Annotated in this window: 14 protein-coding genes; 9 read left to right on the top strand and 5 right to left on the bottom strand. The window is 68.1% G+C overall.

Features of this window, described 5'->3' with window-relative positions; translation table 11 throughout:
• Positions 1-158 precede the first annotated feature (158 nt).
• The 6 genes from ileS to mutL all read left to right on the top strand — a co-directional run bounded on the left by ileS (position 159) and on the right by mutL (position 9,325).
• Positions 159-3,191: an isoleucine--tRNA ligase gene (gene ileS / locus B6S44_RS20635; RefSeq protein ID WP_129158724.1), complete on the top strand. Its 3,033-nt coding sequence runs from the start codon at positions 159-161 to the stop codon at positions 3,189-3,191.
• 42 nt (positions 3,192-3,233) lie between these two features.
• Positions 3,234-3,740, top strand: a complete 507-nt coding sequence (gene lspA / locus B6S44_RS20630; RefSeq protein ID WP_465246124.1) for a signal peptidase II — start codon at positions 3,234-3,236, stop codon at positions 3,738-3,740.
• A 151-nt stretch (positions 3,741-3,891) separates the two neighbouring features.
• Positions 3,892-4,548, top strand: a complete 657-nt coding sequence (locus tag B6S44_RS20625; protein ID WP_129158723.1) for a hypothetical protein — start codon at positions 3,892-3,894, stop codon at positions 4,546-4,548.
• 133 nt (positions 4,549-4,681) lie between these two features.
• Complete coding sequence (locus B6S44_RS20620; protein ID WP_129158722.1) at positions 4,682-5,992, top strand: M16 family metallopeptidase; 1,311 nt, start codon at positions 4,682-4,684, stop codon at positions 5,990-5,992.
• A gap of 52 nt (positions 5,993-6,044) precedes the next feature.
• Positions 6,045-7,337 carry a M16 family metallopeptidase gene (locus B6S44_RS20615; protein WP_129158721.1) on the top strand — a complete coding sequence of 431 codons (1,293 nt, stop codon included), beginning with the start codon at positions 6,045-6,047 and terminating at the stop codon, positions 7,335-7,337.
• A 173-nt stretch (positions 7,338-7,510) separates the two neighbouring features.
• Complete coding sequence (gene mutL / locus B6S44_RS20610; protein ID WP_129158720.1) at positions 7,511-9,325, top strand: DNA mismatch repair endonuclease MutL; 1,815 nt, start codon at positions 7,511-7,513, stop codon at positions 9,323-9,325.
• Between the two features lie 15 nt (positions 9,326-9,340).
• On the opposite strand, the gene B6S44_RS20605 is transcribed toward mutL, so the two are convergent.
• The 4 genes from B6S44_RS20605 to B6S44_RS20590 form a co-directional block, all read right to left on the bottom strand.
• Positions 9,341-9,712, bottom strand: coding sequence for a DUF2019 domain-containing protein (locus tag B6S44_RS20605; protein ID WP_129158719.1), 372 nt, complete (start codon positions 9,710-9,712; stop codon positions 9,341-9,343).
• Entirely contained in the window at positions 9,709-10,440 is a 732-nt protein-coding gene (locus B6S44_RS20600) for a hypothetical protein (RefSeq protein ID WP_129158718.1), read from the bottom strand. Before B6S44_RS20600 ends, B6S44_RS20605 begins: the two co-directional genes overlap by 4 nt.
• A 102-nt stretch (positions 10,441-10,542) precedes the next feature.
• Positions 10,543-11,103 carry a 16S rRNA (guanine(966)-N(2))-methyltransferase RsmD gene (gene rsmD / locus B6S44_RS20595; RefSeq protein WP_129158717.1) on the bottom strand — a complete coding sequence of 187 codons (561 nt, stop codon included), beginning with the start codon at positions 11,101-11,103 and terminating at the stop codon, positions 10,543-10,545.
• 10 nt (positions 11,104-11,113) lie between these two features.
• The gene (locus B6S44_RS20590) at positions 11,114-13,447 is read right to left on the bottom strand and encodes a pseudouridine synthase (RefSeq protein WP_129158716.1); all 2,334 of its coding nucleotides are present in this window, start codon (positions 13,445-13,447) and stop codon (positions 11,114-11,116) included.
• A 173-nt stretch (positions 13,448-13,620) separates the two neighbouring features.
• Between B6S44_RS20590 and B6S44_RS20585 the strand changes: the two genes are divergently transcribed.
• From B6S44_RS20585 to B6S44_RS20575, 3 genes are all read left to right on the top strand, one after another.
• Positions 13,621-14,049, top strand: a complete 429-nt coding sequence (locus tag B6S44_RS20585; protein ID WP_206735208.1) for a nucleoside deaminase — start codon at positions 13,621-13,623, stop codon at positions 14,047-14,049.
• Positions 14,049-14,552, top strand: coding sequence for a GNAT family N-acetyltransferase (locus B6S44_RS20580; RefSeq protein ID WP_129158714.1), 504 nt, complete (start codon positions 14,049-14,051; stop codon positions 14,550-14,552). The genes B6S44_RS20585 and B6S44_RS20580 overlap by 1 nt, the downstream gene beginning before the upstream one ends.
• A 411-nt stretch (positions 14,553-14,963) precedes the next feature.
• Positions 14,964-15,401 (top strand): D-Ala-D-Ala carboxypeptidase family metallohydrolase, encoded by a 438-nt coding sequence (locus B6S44_RS20575; RefSeq protein ID WP_164985897.1) that lies wholly within the window; start codon positions 14,964-14,966, stop codon positions 15,399-15,401.
• On the opposite strand, the gene B6S44_RS20570 is transcribed toward B6S44_RS20575, so the two are convergent.
• On the bottom strand, positions 15,374-16,114 hold the full coding sequence (locus B6S44_RS20570) for a sulfite exporter TauE/SafE family protein (RefSeq protein ID WP_129158712.1): 741 nt from the start codon (positions 16,112-16,114) through the stop codon (positions 15,374-15,376). The two genes, B6S44_RS20575 and B6S44_RS20570, sit on opposite strands and share 28 nt — an antisense overlap.
• Between the last annotated feature and the right edge of the window lie 66 nt (positions 16,115-16,180).

Genomic DNA, 16,180 nt, shown 5'->3' with positions numbered 1-16,180 from the left:
GCACCGTCCCGGCGAATTACGAGCCCGGCTGCCGCCCCGCGCTGACGCGCGGGCGCCTGCGCAGTCCGGGCCGCCACTGCTTTTCCCCAAGCCTTCGCGGACAAGAGCGCAGCGCCAGACCGATCTGGCCCGCCTGTCCGCACTGCCCGAGCCGGATCATGACCGACAAGACCGCTGAGAAGTCCGAGACCGCCGATTATTCGCAGACGCTGTTCCTGCCGCAGACGGAGTTTCCGATGCGCGCTGGTTTGCCGCAGCGCGAGCCCGAGCTGCTCGCCCGCTGGGCGAAGATGGACCTCTACCGCAAGCTGCGCGAGGCCGGCCAAGGCCGCGACCGCTTCGTCCTGCATGACGGCCCGCCCTATGCCAACGGCAACATCCATATCGGCCATGCCCTCAACAAGGTGCTGAAGGACCTGGTGACGCGCTCGCAGCAGATGCTCGGCTACGATTCCAACTACGTGCCGGGCTGGGACTGTCACGGCCTGCCGATCGAGTGGAAGATCGAGGAGCAGTACCGCGCCAAGGGCTTGAACAAGGATGACGTGCCGGTCGTCGAGTTCCGCAAGGAATGCCGCGTCTTCGCCGAGAAGTGGGTCGATATTCAGCGCAACGAGTTCAAGCGCCTCGGCGTCGAGGGCGATTGGGACGACCCCTACCTGACCATGGCCTATGGCGCCGAGGCGCAGATCGCCCGCGAGATCATGAAGTTTGCGCAGAACGGCCAGCTCTATCGCGGCTCCAAGCCGGTGATGTGGTCGGTGGTCGAGAAGACGGCGCTGGCCGAGGCCGAGGTCGAATACGAGGAGCATACGAGCGATACGGTGTTCGTGGCGTTCCCGGTGTTATTTGCGTCTCGCGACGGCGCTAAGATGGCCGCCGATCTTTTGGCTGCAAAGGTAGTAATCTGGACGACTACTCCTTGGACGATCCCTGGAAATCGAGCGATCTCCTATTCGAACAAGATCAGTTACGGGCTGTACAGAGTGACAGGGGCGCCTGCGGGTAACTGGGTGACCGCCGGCCAAACGTACCTTCTTGCCAACAGGCTTGCAGCCGACGTTATGAAGGCGGCCCGCGTAGATGCCTTCGAAAAAGTCCGAGATGTGTCAGCGCAGGAAATCGACGGCTTAGGCTGCCGTCATCCGTTGAGCGGTTTGGACGATCTAGGCGATGGATATAGTTTTGCCGTCCCATTGCTCGACGGCGACCATGTCACCGACGATGCCGGTACCGGTTTCGTCCACACCGCGCCGGGCCATGGCCGCGAGGACTTCGACGTCTGGACGGCCAATGGCCGCATGCTCGCCGAGCGCGGTATCGAGACCCGCATCCCCTACACCGTCGATGCCGATGGCCGCTTCACCAAGGAGGCTCCGGGCTTCGAGGGCGCGCAGGTCATCACCGACAAGGGCGAGAAGGGTAATGCCAACGAGGTCGTGATCAAGGCGCTCGCCGCCTCCGGCAATCTCGTCGCGCGCGGGCGCCTCAAGCACCAGTATCCGCATTCCTGGCGCTCGAAGAAGCCGGTGATCTTCCGCAACACGCCGCAATGGTTCATCGCCATGGACAAGCCCTATGGCGAGGCTGGCGCGCCCGACCTGGAGGCTCCCGCGCCGACCGCCGGCGGCAATGCCGACACGCTGCGCAATCGCGCGCTGAGCGCGATCAAGCAGACGCAGTGGGTTCCCGCCGCCGGCGAGAACCGCATCAACGGCATGATCGCCAACCGGCCGGACTGGGTGGTCTCGCGCCAGCGCGCCTGGGGCGTGCCGATCACCGTCTTCGTCGAGAAGGAGAGCAAGGAGATCCTCCTCGACCCGAAGGTCAACGCCGCGATCGCCGAGGCCTTCGAGCAGGAAGGCGCCGACGCCTGGTTCACCGACACCGATGGCGCCCGCTTCCTCAAGCCCTATGGCTATGATCCGGCCAAGTACGAGCGCGTCACCGACGTGCTCGACGTCTGGTTCGATTCCGGCTCGACCCATGCCTTCACGCTGGAGAAGCGCGCCGACCTGAAGACCCATCGCGTCGTCGATGGCGGCCGCGACAAGGTGATGTATCTCGAAGGCTCGGACCAGCATCGCGGCTGGTTCCATTCGAGCCTGCTCGAAAGCTGCGGCACGCGTGGCCGCGCGCCCTTCGACGTAGTGCTGACCCACGGCTTCTGTCTCGACGAGAAGGGCGAGAAGATGTCGAAGTCGAAGGGCAACGTCACCGCGCCGCAGGACATCATCAAGGACAGCGGCGCCGACATCCTGCGCCTCTGGGTGGCGGCGGCCGACTATTCCGACGACCTGCGCATCGGCAAGGAGATCCTCAAGACCTTCGTCGAGACCTATCGCAAGCTGCGCAACACCATGCGCTGGATGCTTGGGACGCTGGCGCATTTCGACGAGGCGAACCGCATCGCCGATCCGGCCTCGATGCCGGAGCTGGAGCGGCTGATGCTGCACCGTCTCGCCGAGCTCGGTCCGCAGGTCGAGGAGGCCTACCGGACCTATGACTACAAGAAGGTCGTGACCCTGCTTTCGCAGTTCATGAACACCGAGCTCTCGGCCTTCTATTTCGACGTCCGCAAGGACGCGCTCTATTGCGACCCGCGCTCCAGCCATGTCCGCAAGAGCGCGCTGACCGTCGTCGACCAGCTCTTCCGCTGCCTGACGACCTGGCTCGCGCCGATCCTGGTCTTCACCGCCGAAGAGGCCTGGCTCGAGCGCTATCCGGACGCCAAGGTCGGCGAGGCTTCCGTCCATCTTGAGCTCTTCGCCAGGGCGGACGAGGCCTGGCTCGACCCGGAGCTGGCCGAGCGCTGGGCCAAGATCCGCAAGGTACGCCGCGTCGTCACCGGCGCGCTCGAACTGGAGCGCGCCGGAAAGCGCATCGGCTCCTCGCTCGAGGCTGCGCCGATCGTCCATATCGCCGATCCCGATCTGCGCGCGGCGCTGAGTGGCCTCGATCTCGCCGAGATCTGCATCACCTCCGGCGCCAGGATCACGGACGGGGAGGGGCCGGCCGATGCCTTCCGCCTGCCTGATGTTCCGGGTGTCGCGGTCGTGCCGGCGCGGGCTTCGGGCGTCAAATGCGCCCGCTCCTGGAAGTATTTCGACCCGGCCACGGCCGAGCCGGGCTTCCCCGAGGTGACGCCGCGCGACGCCAAGGCGCTGCGCGAGCTCGGGCGCGCGGCCTAGCGCATGTCCCGGAAAAGTGGAGACCGGTTTTCCGATCGGGACATGCGCCAGAATAATCTGATGACGCAGTCGCGCCGCCTCGGCGTCTGGATCGTCGCGCTCACCTTCGTGCTCGACCAGGCGCTGAAGCTCTGGCTGCTCTTCGGCGCGCGCCTCGCCGAAGAGGGGCCGTTCCAGCTCGCCTCCTTCCTGGAGATCGTGCTCGCCTGGAATCGCGGCATCTCTTACGGCCTGTTCCAGCAGTCGACCGATATCGGCCGCTGGGCGCTGGTCGTGCTGTCCATCGTCGCGGCGATCTGGCTCTGGCGCTGGATGTGGCGGACAAGGGATCGGCTGACGGTGGTGAGCCTGGCGCTGATCATCGGCGGTGCGCTCGGCAACGGGCTCGACCGCATCGTCTACGGCGCTGTCGTCGACTTCGTGCATTTTCATGTGGGCAGCTTCAGCTGGTACATCTTCAACATCGCCGATGCGGCGATCGTCTTCGGCGTGCTCGGCCTGCTCTACGAGTCTTTTCGGCCGGGTGCGGACCGCTCGAAGCCGGCCTGACGGAGCTGCTTTGAACCGGCTGGCCACAGGCCATTTACATCGATCCGGCAAAGGGGCTCCCGATTTTGCCGGATATGGGTTAAAAGGCCCGCCATGCTTTTGCCGCGCCGCTGATCCATGACAGCGGCCGACATCCGTACGGAGAGGTGAAATGGCTTATCGGATCCGCGCTTCGCACATGCTGCTCGCGGGCGGCCTGCTGCTGGCGGCGACCCCTGCTTTCGCCCAGGAAGGCATGCTCTTCCAGAATCTGGTGAAGGGCATGGGCCTGTTCGGCACCGACAAGGCTGACATCGAGTACAAGCAGCGCGCTCCGCTGGTCGTGCCGCCGTCCTCGACCCTGCCGAAGCCGCAGGAGGCTGGCGCCAGCCGCAGCGCTGCCTGGCCGGATGATCCGGACGTCGCCCGCCGCAAGGCCGAGCGCGACAGCTCCAACATCCTGTTCTCGAACACCGAATCCTATCGGGCCAACACCAAGCCGCTGCTGTCGCAGGAAGAGCTTCGGCGCGGGCGCGTCACCGGCCGTACGAACGGGCCGGAGGGCATCGTCGAGGACCACAACACCGGCAACAACCAGATCGGGCCGATCCGTATCGGCCGCGAAATGGCGGCGCGTCAGGCCCAGACCGACGTTTCGAACCTGGCCTATGGCAGCGAGCCGCGCCGGCAATATCTGCACGAGCCGCCGACCGGCTATCGCCGTCCAGCCGGCTCGGCCCCTCTCGGCCCGGGCGCATCCGGCCCGCGTGAGGACAAGCAGGCAGTCGGCCAGCGCGAATTCATCACCGGCCAGAAGGTCTACGAGTAAGCGCCGCGATCGTTCCCCGTTGCGTTGGTTTTCCGGCGCGGCCAGCCTATCTATGAACGAGCCTTTCCCCGGCTCGGGTCCTTGCGGGCCCGGGCCGGATTGCTATCGAGCCAGTGCAGGAGCCCACCCCGATATGACGGTCCACACCCCGCCCGGCCAGGTTCCGTCCGGCAACGCAGCCAGCCCGGTCGAATCCTTTCGGCTCCCCAACGGGCTGGAGATCGTCGTCGCGCCCGACCATCGCGCGCCCGTCGTCACCCATATGGTCTGGTACCGCAACGGCTCCGGCGATGATCCGGCGGCTAAGTCGGGCATCGCCCATTTCCTCGAGCACCTGATGTTCAAGGGCACGGCGAAATGGCCGGCGGGTGAGTTCTCGAAGATCGTCGCCGGTTATGGCGGCCAGGAGAACGCTTTCACCTCTTACGACTACACCGCCTATTTCCAGCGCGTGCCAAAGGAACATTTGCGCGCGATGATGGACTACGAGGCCGACCGGATGACCGGTCTTGCCTTCGACGAGAGCGTGGTCGCGCCCGAGCGCGACGTCGTGCTGGAAGAGCGGCGCATGCGCGTCGATGCCGACCCGGCCGCCCAGCTTGGCGAGGAGTTCTCCAGCGCACTCTATGTCCATCACCCCTATGGCACGCCCGTCATCGGCTGGGAGCACGAGATCGAGGAGCTCTCCCGCGACGACGCCTTCGCCTATTATCAGCGCTTCTACACGCCGGAGAACGCCATCCTGGTCGTCGCCGGCGATGTCGAGCCGGCGCAAGTGCTGCGCCTGGCGCAGGAGACCTATGGCGTGATCCCGGCCCGCGGCGAGGCCCCGCGCCGCAAGCGCCCCGCCGAGCCGGAGCCGCGTGCCGCCCGGCGTGTCGTGCTCAACGACCCGCGCGTGCAGCAGCCTTCGCTGCGCCGGGCCTGGCTGGCGCCGACCTATGTCTCGTCCGAGCGTGACGAGGCCTTCGCGCTCGAGCTCGCGGCCGAGATCCTCGGCGGCGGTACGACCTCGCGGCTCTATCGCAAGCTCTGCGTCGAGCAGGAACTCGCCGCCGGCGCCGGCGCCTATTTCATGGGCTCGATGGTCGACCGCTCGACCTTCCAGCTCTCGGTCAGCCCGCGCCCGGGCGTCGAGATGACGGCGCTCGAAGCCGGCCTCGATGTCGCGCTCGCCGCCTTCATCGCGGAAGGGCCGACCGAGCTCGAACTCACCCGTGCCCGCACCCGGCTGGTCGCCGAGACGGTCTTTGCCCGCGACAGCCAGTCCTCGCTCGCCCGCATCTTCGGTTCGGCGCTCGCCGTCGGCGAGACCGTCGAGGACGTGCTGCTTTGGCCGCAGCGGGTCGAGGCAGTGACGCGCGAGCAGGTCACCGAGGCGGTCAGGCGCTATCTCAGGCCCGACCGCTCGGTCACCGGCCTGCTCCTGCCGGCCGCTGCCTGACACCGCGATCAAGCCATTACGGTGGGCTCCGGTCCGCCATCGAGGATTGCTGATGACCGTTTCGCTCGCCCCCGCCATCGCCTCTCCCGGCCCCTCGCTCGCCGTCCAGCGCGTCACTGCCGCCTGCGGCGTCGAGGCCTGGCTGGTCGAGGAGCACAGCCTGCCGCTGCTCGCGCTCGACTTCGCCTTCGATGGCGGCGCCAACCGTGACCCGGCCGACGCCGCCGGCAGCGCCAACCTCGTCTCCGGCCTGCTCGACGAGGGCGCCGGCGATCTCGACGCCGAGGCCTTCCAGGGCCGCCTTGCCGACCACGCCATCAACCTCTCCTTCGACGCCCGCCGCGACGATTTCCACGGCCAGCTCCAGACGTTGTCGCAGCATCGCGAAGTCGCCTTCGAACTTCTGGGCCTGGCGCTCAACGCGCCGCGCTTCGACGCCGACGCGGTGGCGCGCGTCAAGGCGCAGGTGATCGCCGGGCTGCAGCGCCAGGCGCAGAATCCCGACGTGATCTGCCGCAATGCGCTCTTCGCTGCGGCCTTCCCGGGGCACGCCTATGGTCGGCCGGAGCGCGGCGATGTCGCCAGCGTCGGCTCCCTGCAGCCGGCCGGGCTGAAGGCGTTGACGCGCGATCTCTTCACCCGCGGCGGGCTGAAGGTCGTCGCGGTCGGCGACATCACCGCGGCCGAGCTGGCCGCGCGTCTCGACGCTTTGTTCGGCGCTCTGCCGGCCGGCACGCCGCGCGCCCAGCCAGCCGCTCCATTGCCGATCGCCGATCTCGGACAGACGCATGTGCTCGACCTCGACGTGCCGCAGACCGTGCTGCGCTTCGTCGGCCCCGGCTTGATGTGGGACGATCCGGATTTCATCGCCGCGACCGTGCTGAACCATATCCTCGGCGGCTCGGCCTTCACCTCGCGCCTGTTCATGGAAGTCCGCGAGAAACGCGGCCTCGCCTATGGCGTCTCCTCCAGCCTGATGCCGCTGCGCCAGACCGGCTTCCTCGTCGGCGGCACCTCGACCCGCAATGACCGCGTCGCCGAATCGATGAGCGTGATCCGCGAGGAGATCGCCAAGCTCGTGACCGAGGGGCCGAGCGAGCACGAGGTCGAGGAGGCCAAGCGCTACCTGATCGGCTCCTATTCGCTGCGCTTCGACACCTCGCCGAAGATCGCCGGCGAACTGCTCGGCCTGGCGATCCGCGGCGAGCAGCCGGACTTCGTCGAGACCCGCAATCAACGTTTCGCCGCGGTGACGCTGGCCGACGTCCGGCGCGTCGCACAGCGCCTGTTCGGCGAAGGCAAGCTGCTCGTCCAGGCCGTCGGCCGGCCGGTCGGGCTGGTGTGACATGCCTATTGTTTTTTGATGGAAACACGTCGTCATTCCGGACAAGCGCCGAAGGCGCGCAGTTCCGGAATCCATCTAAGGGCGTTGAACTCTACGATGGATTCCGGCGCTCCGCTTCGCTGCGGCCGGAATGACGGCGTGGTTTCGTGCTGTATCCGCCGGCAGAATAGCCCATGACCGTCCGCCGCCTCGATCCCGTTCTGGTCGATCGCATCGCCGCCGGCGAGGTGATCGAACGGCCCGCTGCGGCGGTGAAGGAACTGGTCGAGAACGCGATCGACGCCGGTGCCAGCGCCATTGCCGTCACCATCGCTGCCGGCGGGCGCGAGCTGATCCGCGTCGTCGATGACGGCATCGGCATGAGCCCGGAGGATCTTGCCCTCTGCGTCGAGCGCCACGCCACCTCGAAACTGCCCGACGGAGACCTCTTCGCCATCCGCTCGCTCGGCTTCCGCGGCGAGGCGCTGCCGTCGATCGGTTCGGTGGCGCGTCTCTCGATCACCACCCGCCAGCGCGATGCGGCGCAGGGCTCTGCTCTGGTGGTCGAGGCCGGCGCCAAGGGGGCGGTCCGGCCGGCAGCCGCTGCGTCCGGGACCCGCATCGAGGTCAGCGACCTCTTCATCTTCACGCCCGCACGCCTCAAATTCCTGAAGAGCGACCGGGCCGAGGCGCAGGCCGTCTCCGACATGCTGCGGCGGCTCGCCATCGCCCATCCGGAGGTCCGCTTCTCGCTCGAGGACGAATATGCCGGCGCCTTCGACTGGCCGGCCGAGCCGATCGGCCGTGAGGGCCATCTGCGCCGTCTTGGCCGCGCCCTCGGACGCGACTTCCCCGAGAACGCTTTGCCGGTCGAGACCGAGCGCGAGGGCGTCCGGCTCTCGGGTTTCGCCGGCCTGCCGACCTTCCATCGCGGTACCTCGGCCGGCGTCCACATGGCGGTCAACGGCCGGCCGGTGCGCGACAAGCTGCTGCTCTCGGCCGTGCGCGGCGCCTATGCCGACGTCGTGCCCTCGGACCGGCATCCCGTGCTCTATCTCGACGTGCTCTGCGATCCCGCCGTCGTCGACGTCAACGTCCACCCGGCCAAGAGCGAGGTCCGCTTCCGCGATCCGGCTTTGGTGCGCGGCCTCGTGGTGTCGAGTCTCAAGGCCGCGCTCGCGAGCGCCGGCCATCGCGCCACCACGACCGGAGGCGCCCGCACGCTCGATGCCTTCCGCGCGGTCTTCTCGGGCGGCGGGCTCGGCGGTGGGCCAACCACGATCCAGCGCCCGAACTTCGGCAGCGTCGCCGACTGGCGTCTGCCGGAGTCAGCTGCGGCGCAGCCGATGCAGGCTGGCTTTTCCGATCTCGCCATGCCCTCGGCCGATGCCCGCGCACATCTCGCCGAGCCGCTGCAGGATGCGCTCGACCGGCCGCTCGGCGCGGCCCGTGCCCAGGTCCATGGCACCTATATCGTCGCCCAGACCCGCGACGGCATGGTCATCGTCGACCAGCACGCCGCGCATGAACGCCTGGTCTATGAGCGCCTCAAGGCCGAGCGGGCAAAGGCCGGCATCATCAGCCAGCCGCTGCTCCTGCCCGAGGTGGTCGAGCTCGATCCGGTCGACGCCGACCGGTTGAACGCGGCGGCGGCCGACCTCGCCTCGCTCGGCCTCGTCATCGAGAGCTTCGGGCCCGGCGCCGTGCTGGTGCGCGAGGCGCCGTCCGCCATCGCCGGCGGCAACCTGCAGGGCATCGTCCGCGACGTCGCCGATGCGCTCGCCGAGCATGGCGATGCCGGCTCGCTGGAGCGCCGGCTCGACCATGTGCTGGCGACCATGGCCTGCCACAACTCGGTCCGCGCCGGCCGCCGCCTCCGCCCCGAGGAGATGGACGCGCTGCTGCGCGAGATGGAAGCGACACCGAACTCCGGCCAGTGCAATCACGGCCGGCCGACCTATGTCGAGCTCAAGCTCAGCGATATCGAGAAACTGTTCGGGAGAAGGTGAGCGGCGCAGCTGCGGTCACGTCGGCTTGAACACGCCCGTGTCGAGGTTATGAAGCGTCATACCCGCGTCGCCGGCTTGCGGGTGCCATTTCTCGTCGACAATGGCCTGTAGCTCGCGTCGCGCTGCAGGGTAGTCGACAGCGAGATTGGCTCGCGCTGCCGTCAGGCGCACTTGCATGTTCGAGTGACCGAACAGCCGCATCAAGGCGCGCCGTTGGTCGCCGGGTCGCGATTTCAGCTCATGTTGGATCGCTTGAATCCTGTCATATCGCCTGTTGAAGGCTGCGATCTCATTCCGTTCCAAGGCGTTATACTGCGCGATGCAGAGTTCTTCGAAGAGCCGCGTGAGCGCGCCTGTTGAAAGTGGTGCGAGATTGGCGTCCCTCATTTCAGTACCCCGAATTTTCTCATTGCAGAGAGCCCAACCCGCACCTGCTCGTCCCAGCTTTTGCCGCGCAGGTATTCGCGGGGTGTGAGCCCGCCAAAATCGGGGTTCTTCGTATTGTACCAGCCCGTAATCTCGTGGTGCTTGTATTTCGGTACGCTGACCACATTGTCGGCGGCGTCAATCTGTGATCGTGAAAACCCTTCGGGTCCGCCTGCGCTCTGCTCGACGATGTGGTGATCTTCATAGCCTGGACGCCTCTTGCCGGCGTTCTGTTGAAGCTCTGCAAGCGTTTTCGGCTGATCCTGATAGGATGTGATCGAGGGGATTTCGGAATAGTGTTCTGCTACCTCGATAGCGGTGATGAGAGCTCCGATCGGGCCGGCTCGTCGCAGAATCTGCTTCGCCAGCTCTTTGGCTGCTTGCAAGCGCGAGGGCTTGTCCTTCGGTGGCTCCTTGGGAGGCTCCGGTGGGTCTAATGGCGGCCCGCCATTGTCGCCCATGCTCGGCTGTCGGTCTTGAGCGTAGCCTTCGACATAGATCCATTGCCCGCCGCCCGGCCCGCCTCCGGGCGCACGCGGTTGGTCCGGGTTGAAACCAGCCTTTTCGACGAGCGCCTGCAGGCGGGCGAAGGCCGCCATCATGCGCTCGCCGGCGATATGGCAGGCCAGCGCGCGGGCGCTCAGCTGCCTTGGGCGCCTTGATTGGGGAAGCGATTGTTTGGGAAGCATCCGTGCGCATCTCCGCGACGGATACGAATATTAAGCGCGAAAATCAGACCGGGGATAAGATCGCATTCTATCCTCGTCCGTCGGGGCAAAGACGAGTCCGCCTTACACCGCCTTCAGAAACCGCACCTGCGTCTCGCCATAATCCCGCCGGTCGAGTTCCTCGAACCCTTCGGGCAGCGCGATCTCCACCTCCGCTGCTTCCTCCAGCAGAACGAGCGCATCCTTCGCCAGCCAGCCGCCCTCGTGGGCCGAGGCGAGGGCCTTCTCGCCGAGGCTCTTGCGATAGGGCGGGTCGCAGAAGACGAGGTCGAACGGCGCCATGCCGGTGATCGGGCCGAGCTTCGTCGCGTCGCGGCGGAAGATGCGGCTATGGCCGGCAATCCCCAGCGCCATCTGGTTCTCGCGGATCAGCCCGCGCGCCTCGGCCCCGTCATCGACCAGGAGCGCGAAGGCGGCGCCGCGCGAGAGAGCCTCGAACGCCATCGCGCCGGTGCCGGCGAAGAGATCGAGCACGCGCGCCCCGTCCGCCGCATCGCCATGGCCATGCGCCAGCACGTTGAACAGCGATTCCCGTAGGCGGTCCGAGGTCGGCCGGATCGCGCCGATGCCCGGCTTCGGGCTGGCGAGCGGCCGGCCACCGAAGCGCCCTCCGACGATGCGCATCGATCAGGCCTCAGCCGCGACGGTCACGCCCGCCACCTGAGCGCGGCGGGCCGGACCGTGGCGGACCGGAGCGCGGTGGGCGCTTGTCGCCGCCGGCGCGCGGGCCGCCTCGTCCACCGGGCCGATCGCCACCCGGTCGGTCGCCGGTTGGCTTGTCGCGGAACGGACGGGCAGGGCGCTCGCCGGAGCTCGGCGGGCGTTCGCCAGCACCGCCGCTCGGCGGGCGCTTGCCGCGCGGCGGCTTGTCCGCCCAGTCGCCGCTACCGCTCCAGGGCGACTCGCCGCCGCGATCGCGGCCGAAGCTCTCCTCGCGTGGTGCCCGCTCCGGGCGCTCGCTGCGCGGTGCACGCGCCGGTCGCTCCGCCCGCGGCTCGTCGCTAGGCTTGGCGCTGATGCGCTCGACCTTGACGCGCCGTCCCTTCGGATCGGCGATCGCCTTGTCGCGCACGCGCTTGACCGTGCCGGTCGCCTCGCGCGCCTGCCGCTCTTCCTTCGGGTCGAGGCCGCGCCGCGGAGCCGCCTTGCGCTCGCGCTGCGGCTCGGCCTCGGCATCGCGCCAGACGCCGCGCGTCCATGGCTTGTCGCCGCGTAGCGGGCGCGCATCCTCGGCCCGCTCGACCTGCTCCTCGCGGGGACGGCGGCGCGGCCGGTCGTCGCCCGCGGGCGCGGGCCTGCCGCGCGCCGGCCTCTCGTCCGATCGGATTTCGTCGCGCCGCGGCGAGTCGAAATCGACGCCCGCCTTGGCCATCAGCTCGGTGCCGAGCTGGTCCTTCAGCACCTTGGAGCGAACCTCCTCGGCCTCGCCCTCGGGCAGATCGCCGAGCTGGAACGGGCCGAAGGAGACCCGGATCAGCCGGTTCACCTGCAGGCCGAGATGCTCCAGCACCGTCTTGACCTCGCGGTTCTTGCCTTCGCGCAGATCGACGGTGAGCCAGGTGTTCGAGCCCTGCTCGCGCTCGAACTGGGCTATGACGGGTCCGTACTGGACGCCGTCGATGGTGACGCCGCCCCTCAGTGTATCGAGCTGGCCCTGGTTCACCTGGCCGAAAGCGCGGACGCGATAGCGCCTGAGCCAGCCGGTCTCCGGCAGCTCCAGCATGCGCGCCAGCCCGCCATCATTGGTCAGCAGCAGCAGGCCTTCGGTGTTGATGTCGAGCCGGCCGACCGAGAGCACGCGCGGCAGGTCCTCCGGCAGCGCGTCGAACACGGTCGGGCGCCCTTCCGGATCATGGTTGGTCGTCACCAGGCCGCGCGGCTTGTGGTAGAACCAGAGCCGCGTGCGCTCGCGCGCCGGCAAGGGCTCGCCATCGACCAGCACGACATCGTTCGGGCCGATATCGAGTGCCGGGCTTTCGATCACCTTGCCGTTCACGCTGACGCGGCCTTCCGCGATCAGCGCTTCGCTGTCGCGGCGCGAGGCAACGCCGGCGCGGGCCATCACCTTGGCGATGCGCTCGGGCTCCTGCGGCGCGGCCGGAACCGAGACGGCCTCGGCGATCTCGGCGGCGTTGCGATGCGCCCGGTCGGGGCGAGTGCGGGTCGGGTTGCTGCCGCGCGGCGCGTCGAAGCGCTTGGCGCCGAAGCTGCGGCCTTCACCGCGGTCGTCGCGACGTGGCGGCCGGGCAGCGCGCGGGCCATCGCCACTGCGCTCGCGGAAGGGACGCTCGCCGCGGCCAGGTTCATCGCTGCGGGCCCGCGGCGGCCGGCGCTCCTCGCCGTCACGCGGGCGGAACGGCCGCTCGCCTCCTTCGCGCGGGGGGCGGGATGGTGCGCCATCACGGGAAGGGCGCCCGAACCCACCGGGCCTGTCGTTGCGTGGCCGTTCGCCCTCACGCGGCGGTCGGCTGCTGCGGCGCTCGTCACTGCCGCGGTCGCGAAATGGCCGCTCGCCGCCCTCGCGCGGTGGGCGCGACGGGGCGCCGTCGCGGGAAGGACGCCCGAAGCCGCCGGGCCTGTCGCCGCCAGCCCTGTCGCGACTTGGCCGTTCGCCGGCGCGGGGCGGTCGGCTGGCGCGGCGCTCGTCACCGCCGCGGTCGCGGAACGGGCGCTCGCCTCCCTCGCGTGGCGGCCGCTCGCCGCTTGGGCGCTCGCGGAACGGCTTTTTCTCGAAGCGTGGCGCCGCCGGGCGCTCACCTTCGCTGCGGCGACGCTCGGCACCTTCAGCGGGCGCACGCCGGGGCCGCTCCTCGCCATCGCGCGAGCGGAAGGGGGGCTTCCCGCCACGCCCGGGCGGCCTGCCGCCGGGCCCGCCCCGTCCAGGGCCGCCATCGCGTCCGCCGCCGCGGCCGCCGGTTCCGCCGCCCTTGCGCGGGCCGCGGCTTTTCTGATTGTTGTCGTCGCTCATGGTGGCTCCTGAAGCCGGATCATCGCGGACCGGGTTGCGAAGCGATCCGGGACGGCAGCGGCTCTTGAATCTGGTATTAGCCGGCGCTTGTAGCAGGCGCTTTCGCCCGCTGCGACGGCAAAGATGAAGGTTTTATGGGATCGATCGACGCAAAGCGAGCCGAGGTGGTGCCGATGGCACTGGCGCTGATTGAGGCGCGCGCCGCGGCTGGGCGCGGCGAGGTGCCGGTCGGGGCGGTGATCGTCCGTGACGGCCAGGTGCTGGCAAGCGCCGGCAACCGCACGCTCGAACTGAAGGACCCGACCGCACATGCCGAGACATTGGCGATCCGGCTGGCCTGCGAAGCGATCCAATCGGAACGGCTGATCGACTGCGATCTCTATGTCACGCTCGAACCCTGCCCGATGTGCGCAGCAGCCATCTCCTTCGCCCGGATCAGGCGGCTCTATTTCGGCGCGCCCGATCCGAAGGGCGGGGCGGTCGAGAACGGCGTCAGGCTCTATCACAGCCCGAGCTGTCATCACGCGCCGGAGGTCTATGGTGGCCTGAGCGAGCGCGAGGCGGCGGAGCTGCTGCGCGAGTTCTTCCGGGAGCGACGCTGATGGCGGACGCTATCCGCGCCGCGACATCGGCCGACGCGCAGGCCATCGCCATGCTCAATCGTGCAGCCTTCGGCGGCGAGGACGAGGTCGGCATCGTCGAGCGCCTGCGCCGCGACGGTCTCGTCGCGGTCGAGCTGGTCGCGGAGCAGAGCGGTGCGATCATCGGCCATATCCTGCTGAGCTGGCTGCCGACGATGATGGACGGCCGCGCCGTGAAGGCCTTGGCGCTGGCGCCGATGGCGGTCCTGCCCGGGCTGCAGAAGCAGGGCGTCGGAGGCCGGCTGATCGCGGCGGCGCTGGACGGGGCGAAGGCGGTCGGAGGTGAGGCCGTGATCGTGCTCGGCCATCCCGACTATTATCCGCGCTTCGGCTTCTCGGCGGCGCTGGCACGGAACCTCGCCTCTCCTTTCACCGGCGAGGCCTTCATGGCGCTGGAACTGGTGCCGGGAGCCCTGGCGGGCGAGCGGGGATCGGTCAGCTATCCGGCCGCGTTCGGGCTGTAGCCGTCCATTTCAAGGCCGCTTCGCCGAGTGGATGTCGACCTCATCCGCGCATCGAAGGCCACGGTGGCGCAGCCTGAAGCGCGGCGGCAGAGCTGGTGGGCGAATTCTTACAAGGGCCGGCTTAGCACTTGGATTTCAAGTAATTATCTTTCTTATGATGTATACACCTGTTCTGATTGAAATATAAATTAGGTATCTCTGGTCTATCAAAGGGCTAGTTCGATGGGCCTACTCCCGATGGGGTAAGGAAGCGGTGAGTTGATCGGTTTTGGCGTTGCTGGTGGATATCGCCATGTTTTTGCCTTGTATCATTCGTAGGTCGCCGATGCACTGCTCAGCCAGACCAAGGAATGGTGGCTTGAGCCTTCCATTCCCCTAAGTCGGTTCATCTCCATTATGCGTAAAGTTGCGTTGGCTGCGCTATCCGCGGCCTGTTGGTCTGCGTCCCCCTCCTTCGCCGCCGATACCCATCTCGCGAAGATCTCGTTCCAGCCGCAGGTGAAGGGTCTCGGCTGCCTGAAACCGGAGACCCTCGGCATGATCAAGGAACTCACCGCGAAGATCGGCCCGATCCAGATCACCTCGACCTGCGGCGGACGCCATGCTCGCAACTCCCAGCATTATCGCGGCAACGCCATCGATTTCCGCCCGCTTGCCACCTCGCCCCGGAACGCCGCTGCCGCCGCCAAGGCGATCGCGAGCGTCGGCGGCGTCGGCTCCTATTCGAACGGCCTCGTCCATGTCGATGTCGGCGATCGCGAGATCGCCTGGTACGGCAAGAAGCGCAGCCGCCGCCTGGCCTATGCTGGGCGGGCGCTAGCTCAGAGCAATGTCCGGGCGACCAGATAGCCGCCGAGCCCTAGCAGTCCGGCGAAGAAGCAGAGCTTGAAGGTCGCCGCCGAGATGCGCTGCCGGATCGCCTGGCCGAACCACATCCCGGCGAGCGCCGGCAGCAGCGCCAGCAGCGAGGCGCCGGCAACCTTCAGGTCGAGCGCGCCGGCGCCGACCAGCCCGAAGGACAGGGCGATCGTCGAGACGATGAAGGAGAGGCCGAGCGCCTGCACCAACTCGTCCTTGTCGAAGCCGAGTGCCTGGAGATAGGGCACGGCCGGCAGCACGAAGACGCCGGTCGCAGCGGTGGCGGCGCCGGTGATGATGCCGACCAGCGGGCCGAGCCAGATCTCCGCCTTCTCCGGCACGCGCAGTTTCGCTGCCTTCAGGCCGACCAGCGCATAGAGTACCAGTGCGATGCCGAGCCAGAGCGTCGCCGAGCCGTCCTTGGCCTTTTCCAGCAACCCGGCGCCGGCCCAGGTGCCGACGCAGGTCCCGGCCAGCATCGGCCAGAGCCGCATGGCGATCGCCTTCAGCTTCGGCCCGGTGATCTGCCAGCTATTGGTGACGAGGTTGGGGATGACCAGCAGCGCCGCCGCCTGGGCCGGCGCCATCACTACGCCGAGCACGCCGACCGCGATCGTCGGCAGGCCGAGTCCGATCACGCCCTTGACGAAGCCGGCGAGCACGAAGGTCGCGGCGATGAAGGTGAGGAGCGTCGTCTGGTCCATGATCCTGCCGGCCCTGTCGGTCGATTGCGTTGGATCGCTTGTCGCAGTCCTGCCCGTTCCTGTCGC

It is taken from the genome of Allobosea sp. Tri-44, assembly GCF_004123845.1.
In the GTDB taxonomy this organism is placed as follows: Bacteria; Pseudomonadota; Alphaproteobacteria; order Rhizobiales; family Beijerinckiaceae; genus Allobosea.
This window is presented reverse-complemented; position numbering and strand designations above follow the sequence as displayed.

What these genes read in the sequence shown, in the direction of transcription:
- ileS (WP_129158724.1), top strand. Translation starts at nt 159, where the DNA reads ATGACCGACAAGACCGCTGAGAAGTCCGAGACCGCCGATTATTCGCAG.
- lspA (WP_465246124.1), top strand. Translation starts at nt 3,234, where the DNA reads ATGCGCCAGAATAATCTGATGACGCAGTCGCGCCGCCTCGGCGTCTGG.
- B6S44_RS20625 (WP_129158723.1), top strand. Translation starts at nt 3,892, where the DNA reads ATGGCTTATCGGATCCGCGCTTCGCACATGCTGCTCGCGGGCGGCCTG.
- B6S44_RS20620 (WP_129158722.1), top strand. Translation starts at nt 4,682, where the DNA reads ATGACGGTCCACACCCCGCCCGGCCAGGTTCCGTCCGGCAACGCAGCC.
- B6S44_RS20615 (WP_129158721.1), top strand. Translation starts at nt 6,045, where the DNA reads ATGACCGTTTCGCTCGCCCCCGCCATCGCCTCTCCCGGCCCCTCGCTC.
- mutL (WP_129158720.1), top strand. Translation starts at nt 7,511, where the DNA reads ATGACCGTCCGCCGCCTCGATCCCGTTCTGGTCGATCGCATCGCCGCC.
- B6S44_RS20605 (WP_129158719.1), bottom strand. Translation starts at nt 9,712, where the DNA reads ATGAGGGACGCCAATCTCGCACCACTTTCAACAGGCGCGCTCACGCGG.
- B6S44_RS20600 (WP_129158718.1), bottom strand. Translation starts at nt 10,440, where the DNA reads ATGCTTCCCAAACAATCGCTTCCCCAATCAAGGCGCCCAAGGCAGCTG.
- rsmD (WP_129158717.1), bottom strand. Translation starts at nt 11,103, where the DNA reads ATGCGCATCGTCGGAGGGCGCTTCGGTGGCCGGCCGCTCGCCAGCCCG.
- B6S44_RS20590 (WP_129158716.1), bottom strand. Translation starts at nt 13,447, where the DNA reads ATGAGCGACGACAACAATCAGAAAAGCCGCGGCCCGCGCAAGGGCGGC.
- B6S44_RS20585 (WP_206735208.1), top strand. Translation starts at nt 13,621, where the DNA reads ATGGCACTGGCGCTGATTGAGGCGCGCGCCGCGGCTGGGCGCGGCGAG.
- B6S44_RS20580 (WP_129158714.1), top strand. Translation starts at nt 14,049, where the DNA reads ATGGCGGACGCTATCCGCGCCGCGACATCGGCCGACGCGCAGGCCATC.
- B6S44_RS20570 (WP_129158712.1), bottom strand. Translation starts at nt 16,114, where the DNA reads ATGGACCAGACGACGCTCCTCACCTTCATCGCCGCGACCTTCGTGCTC.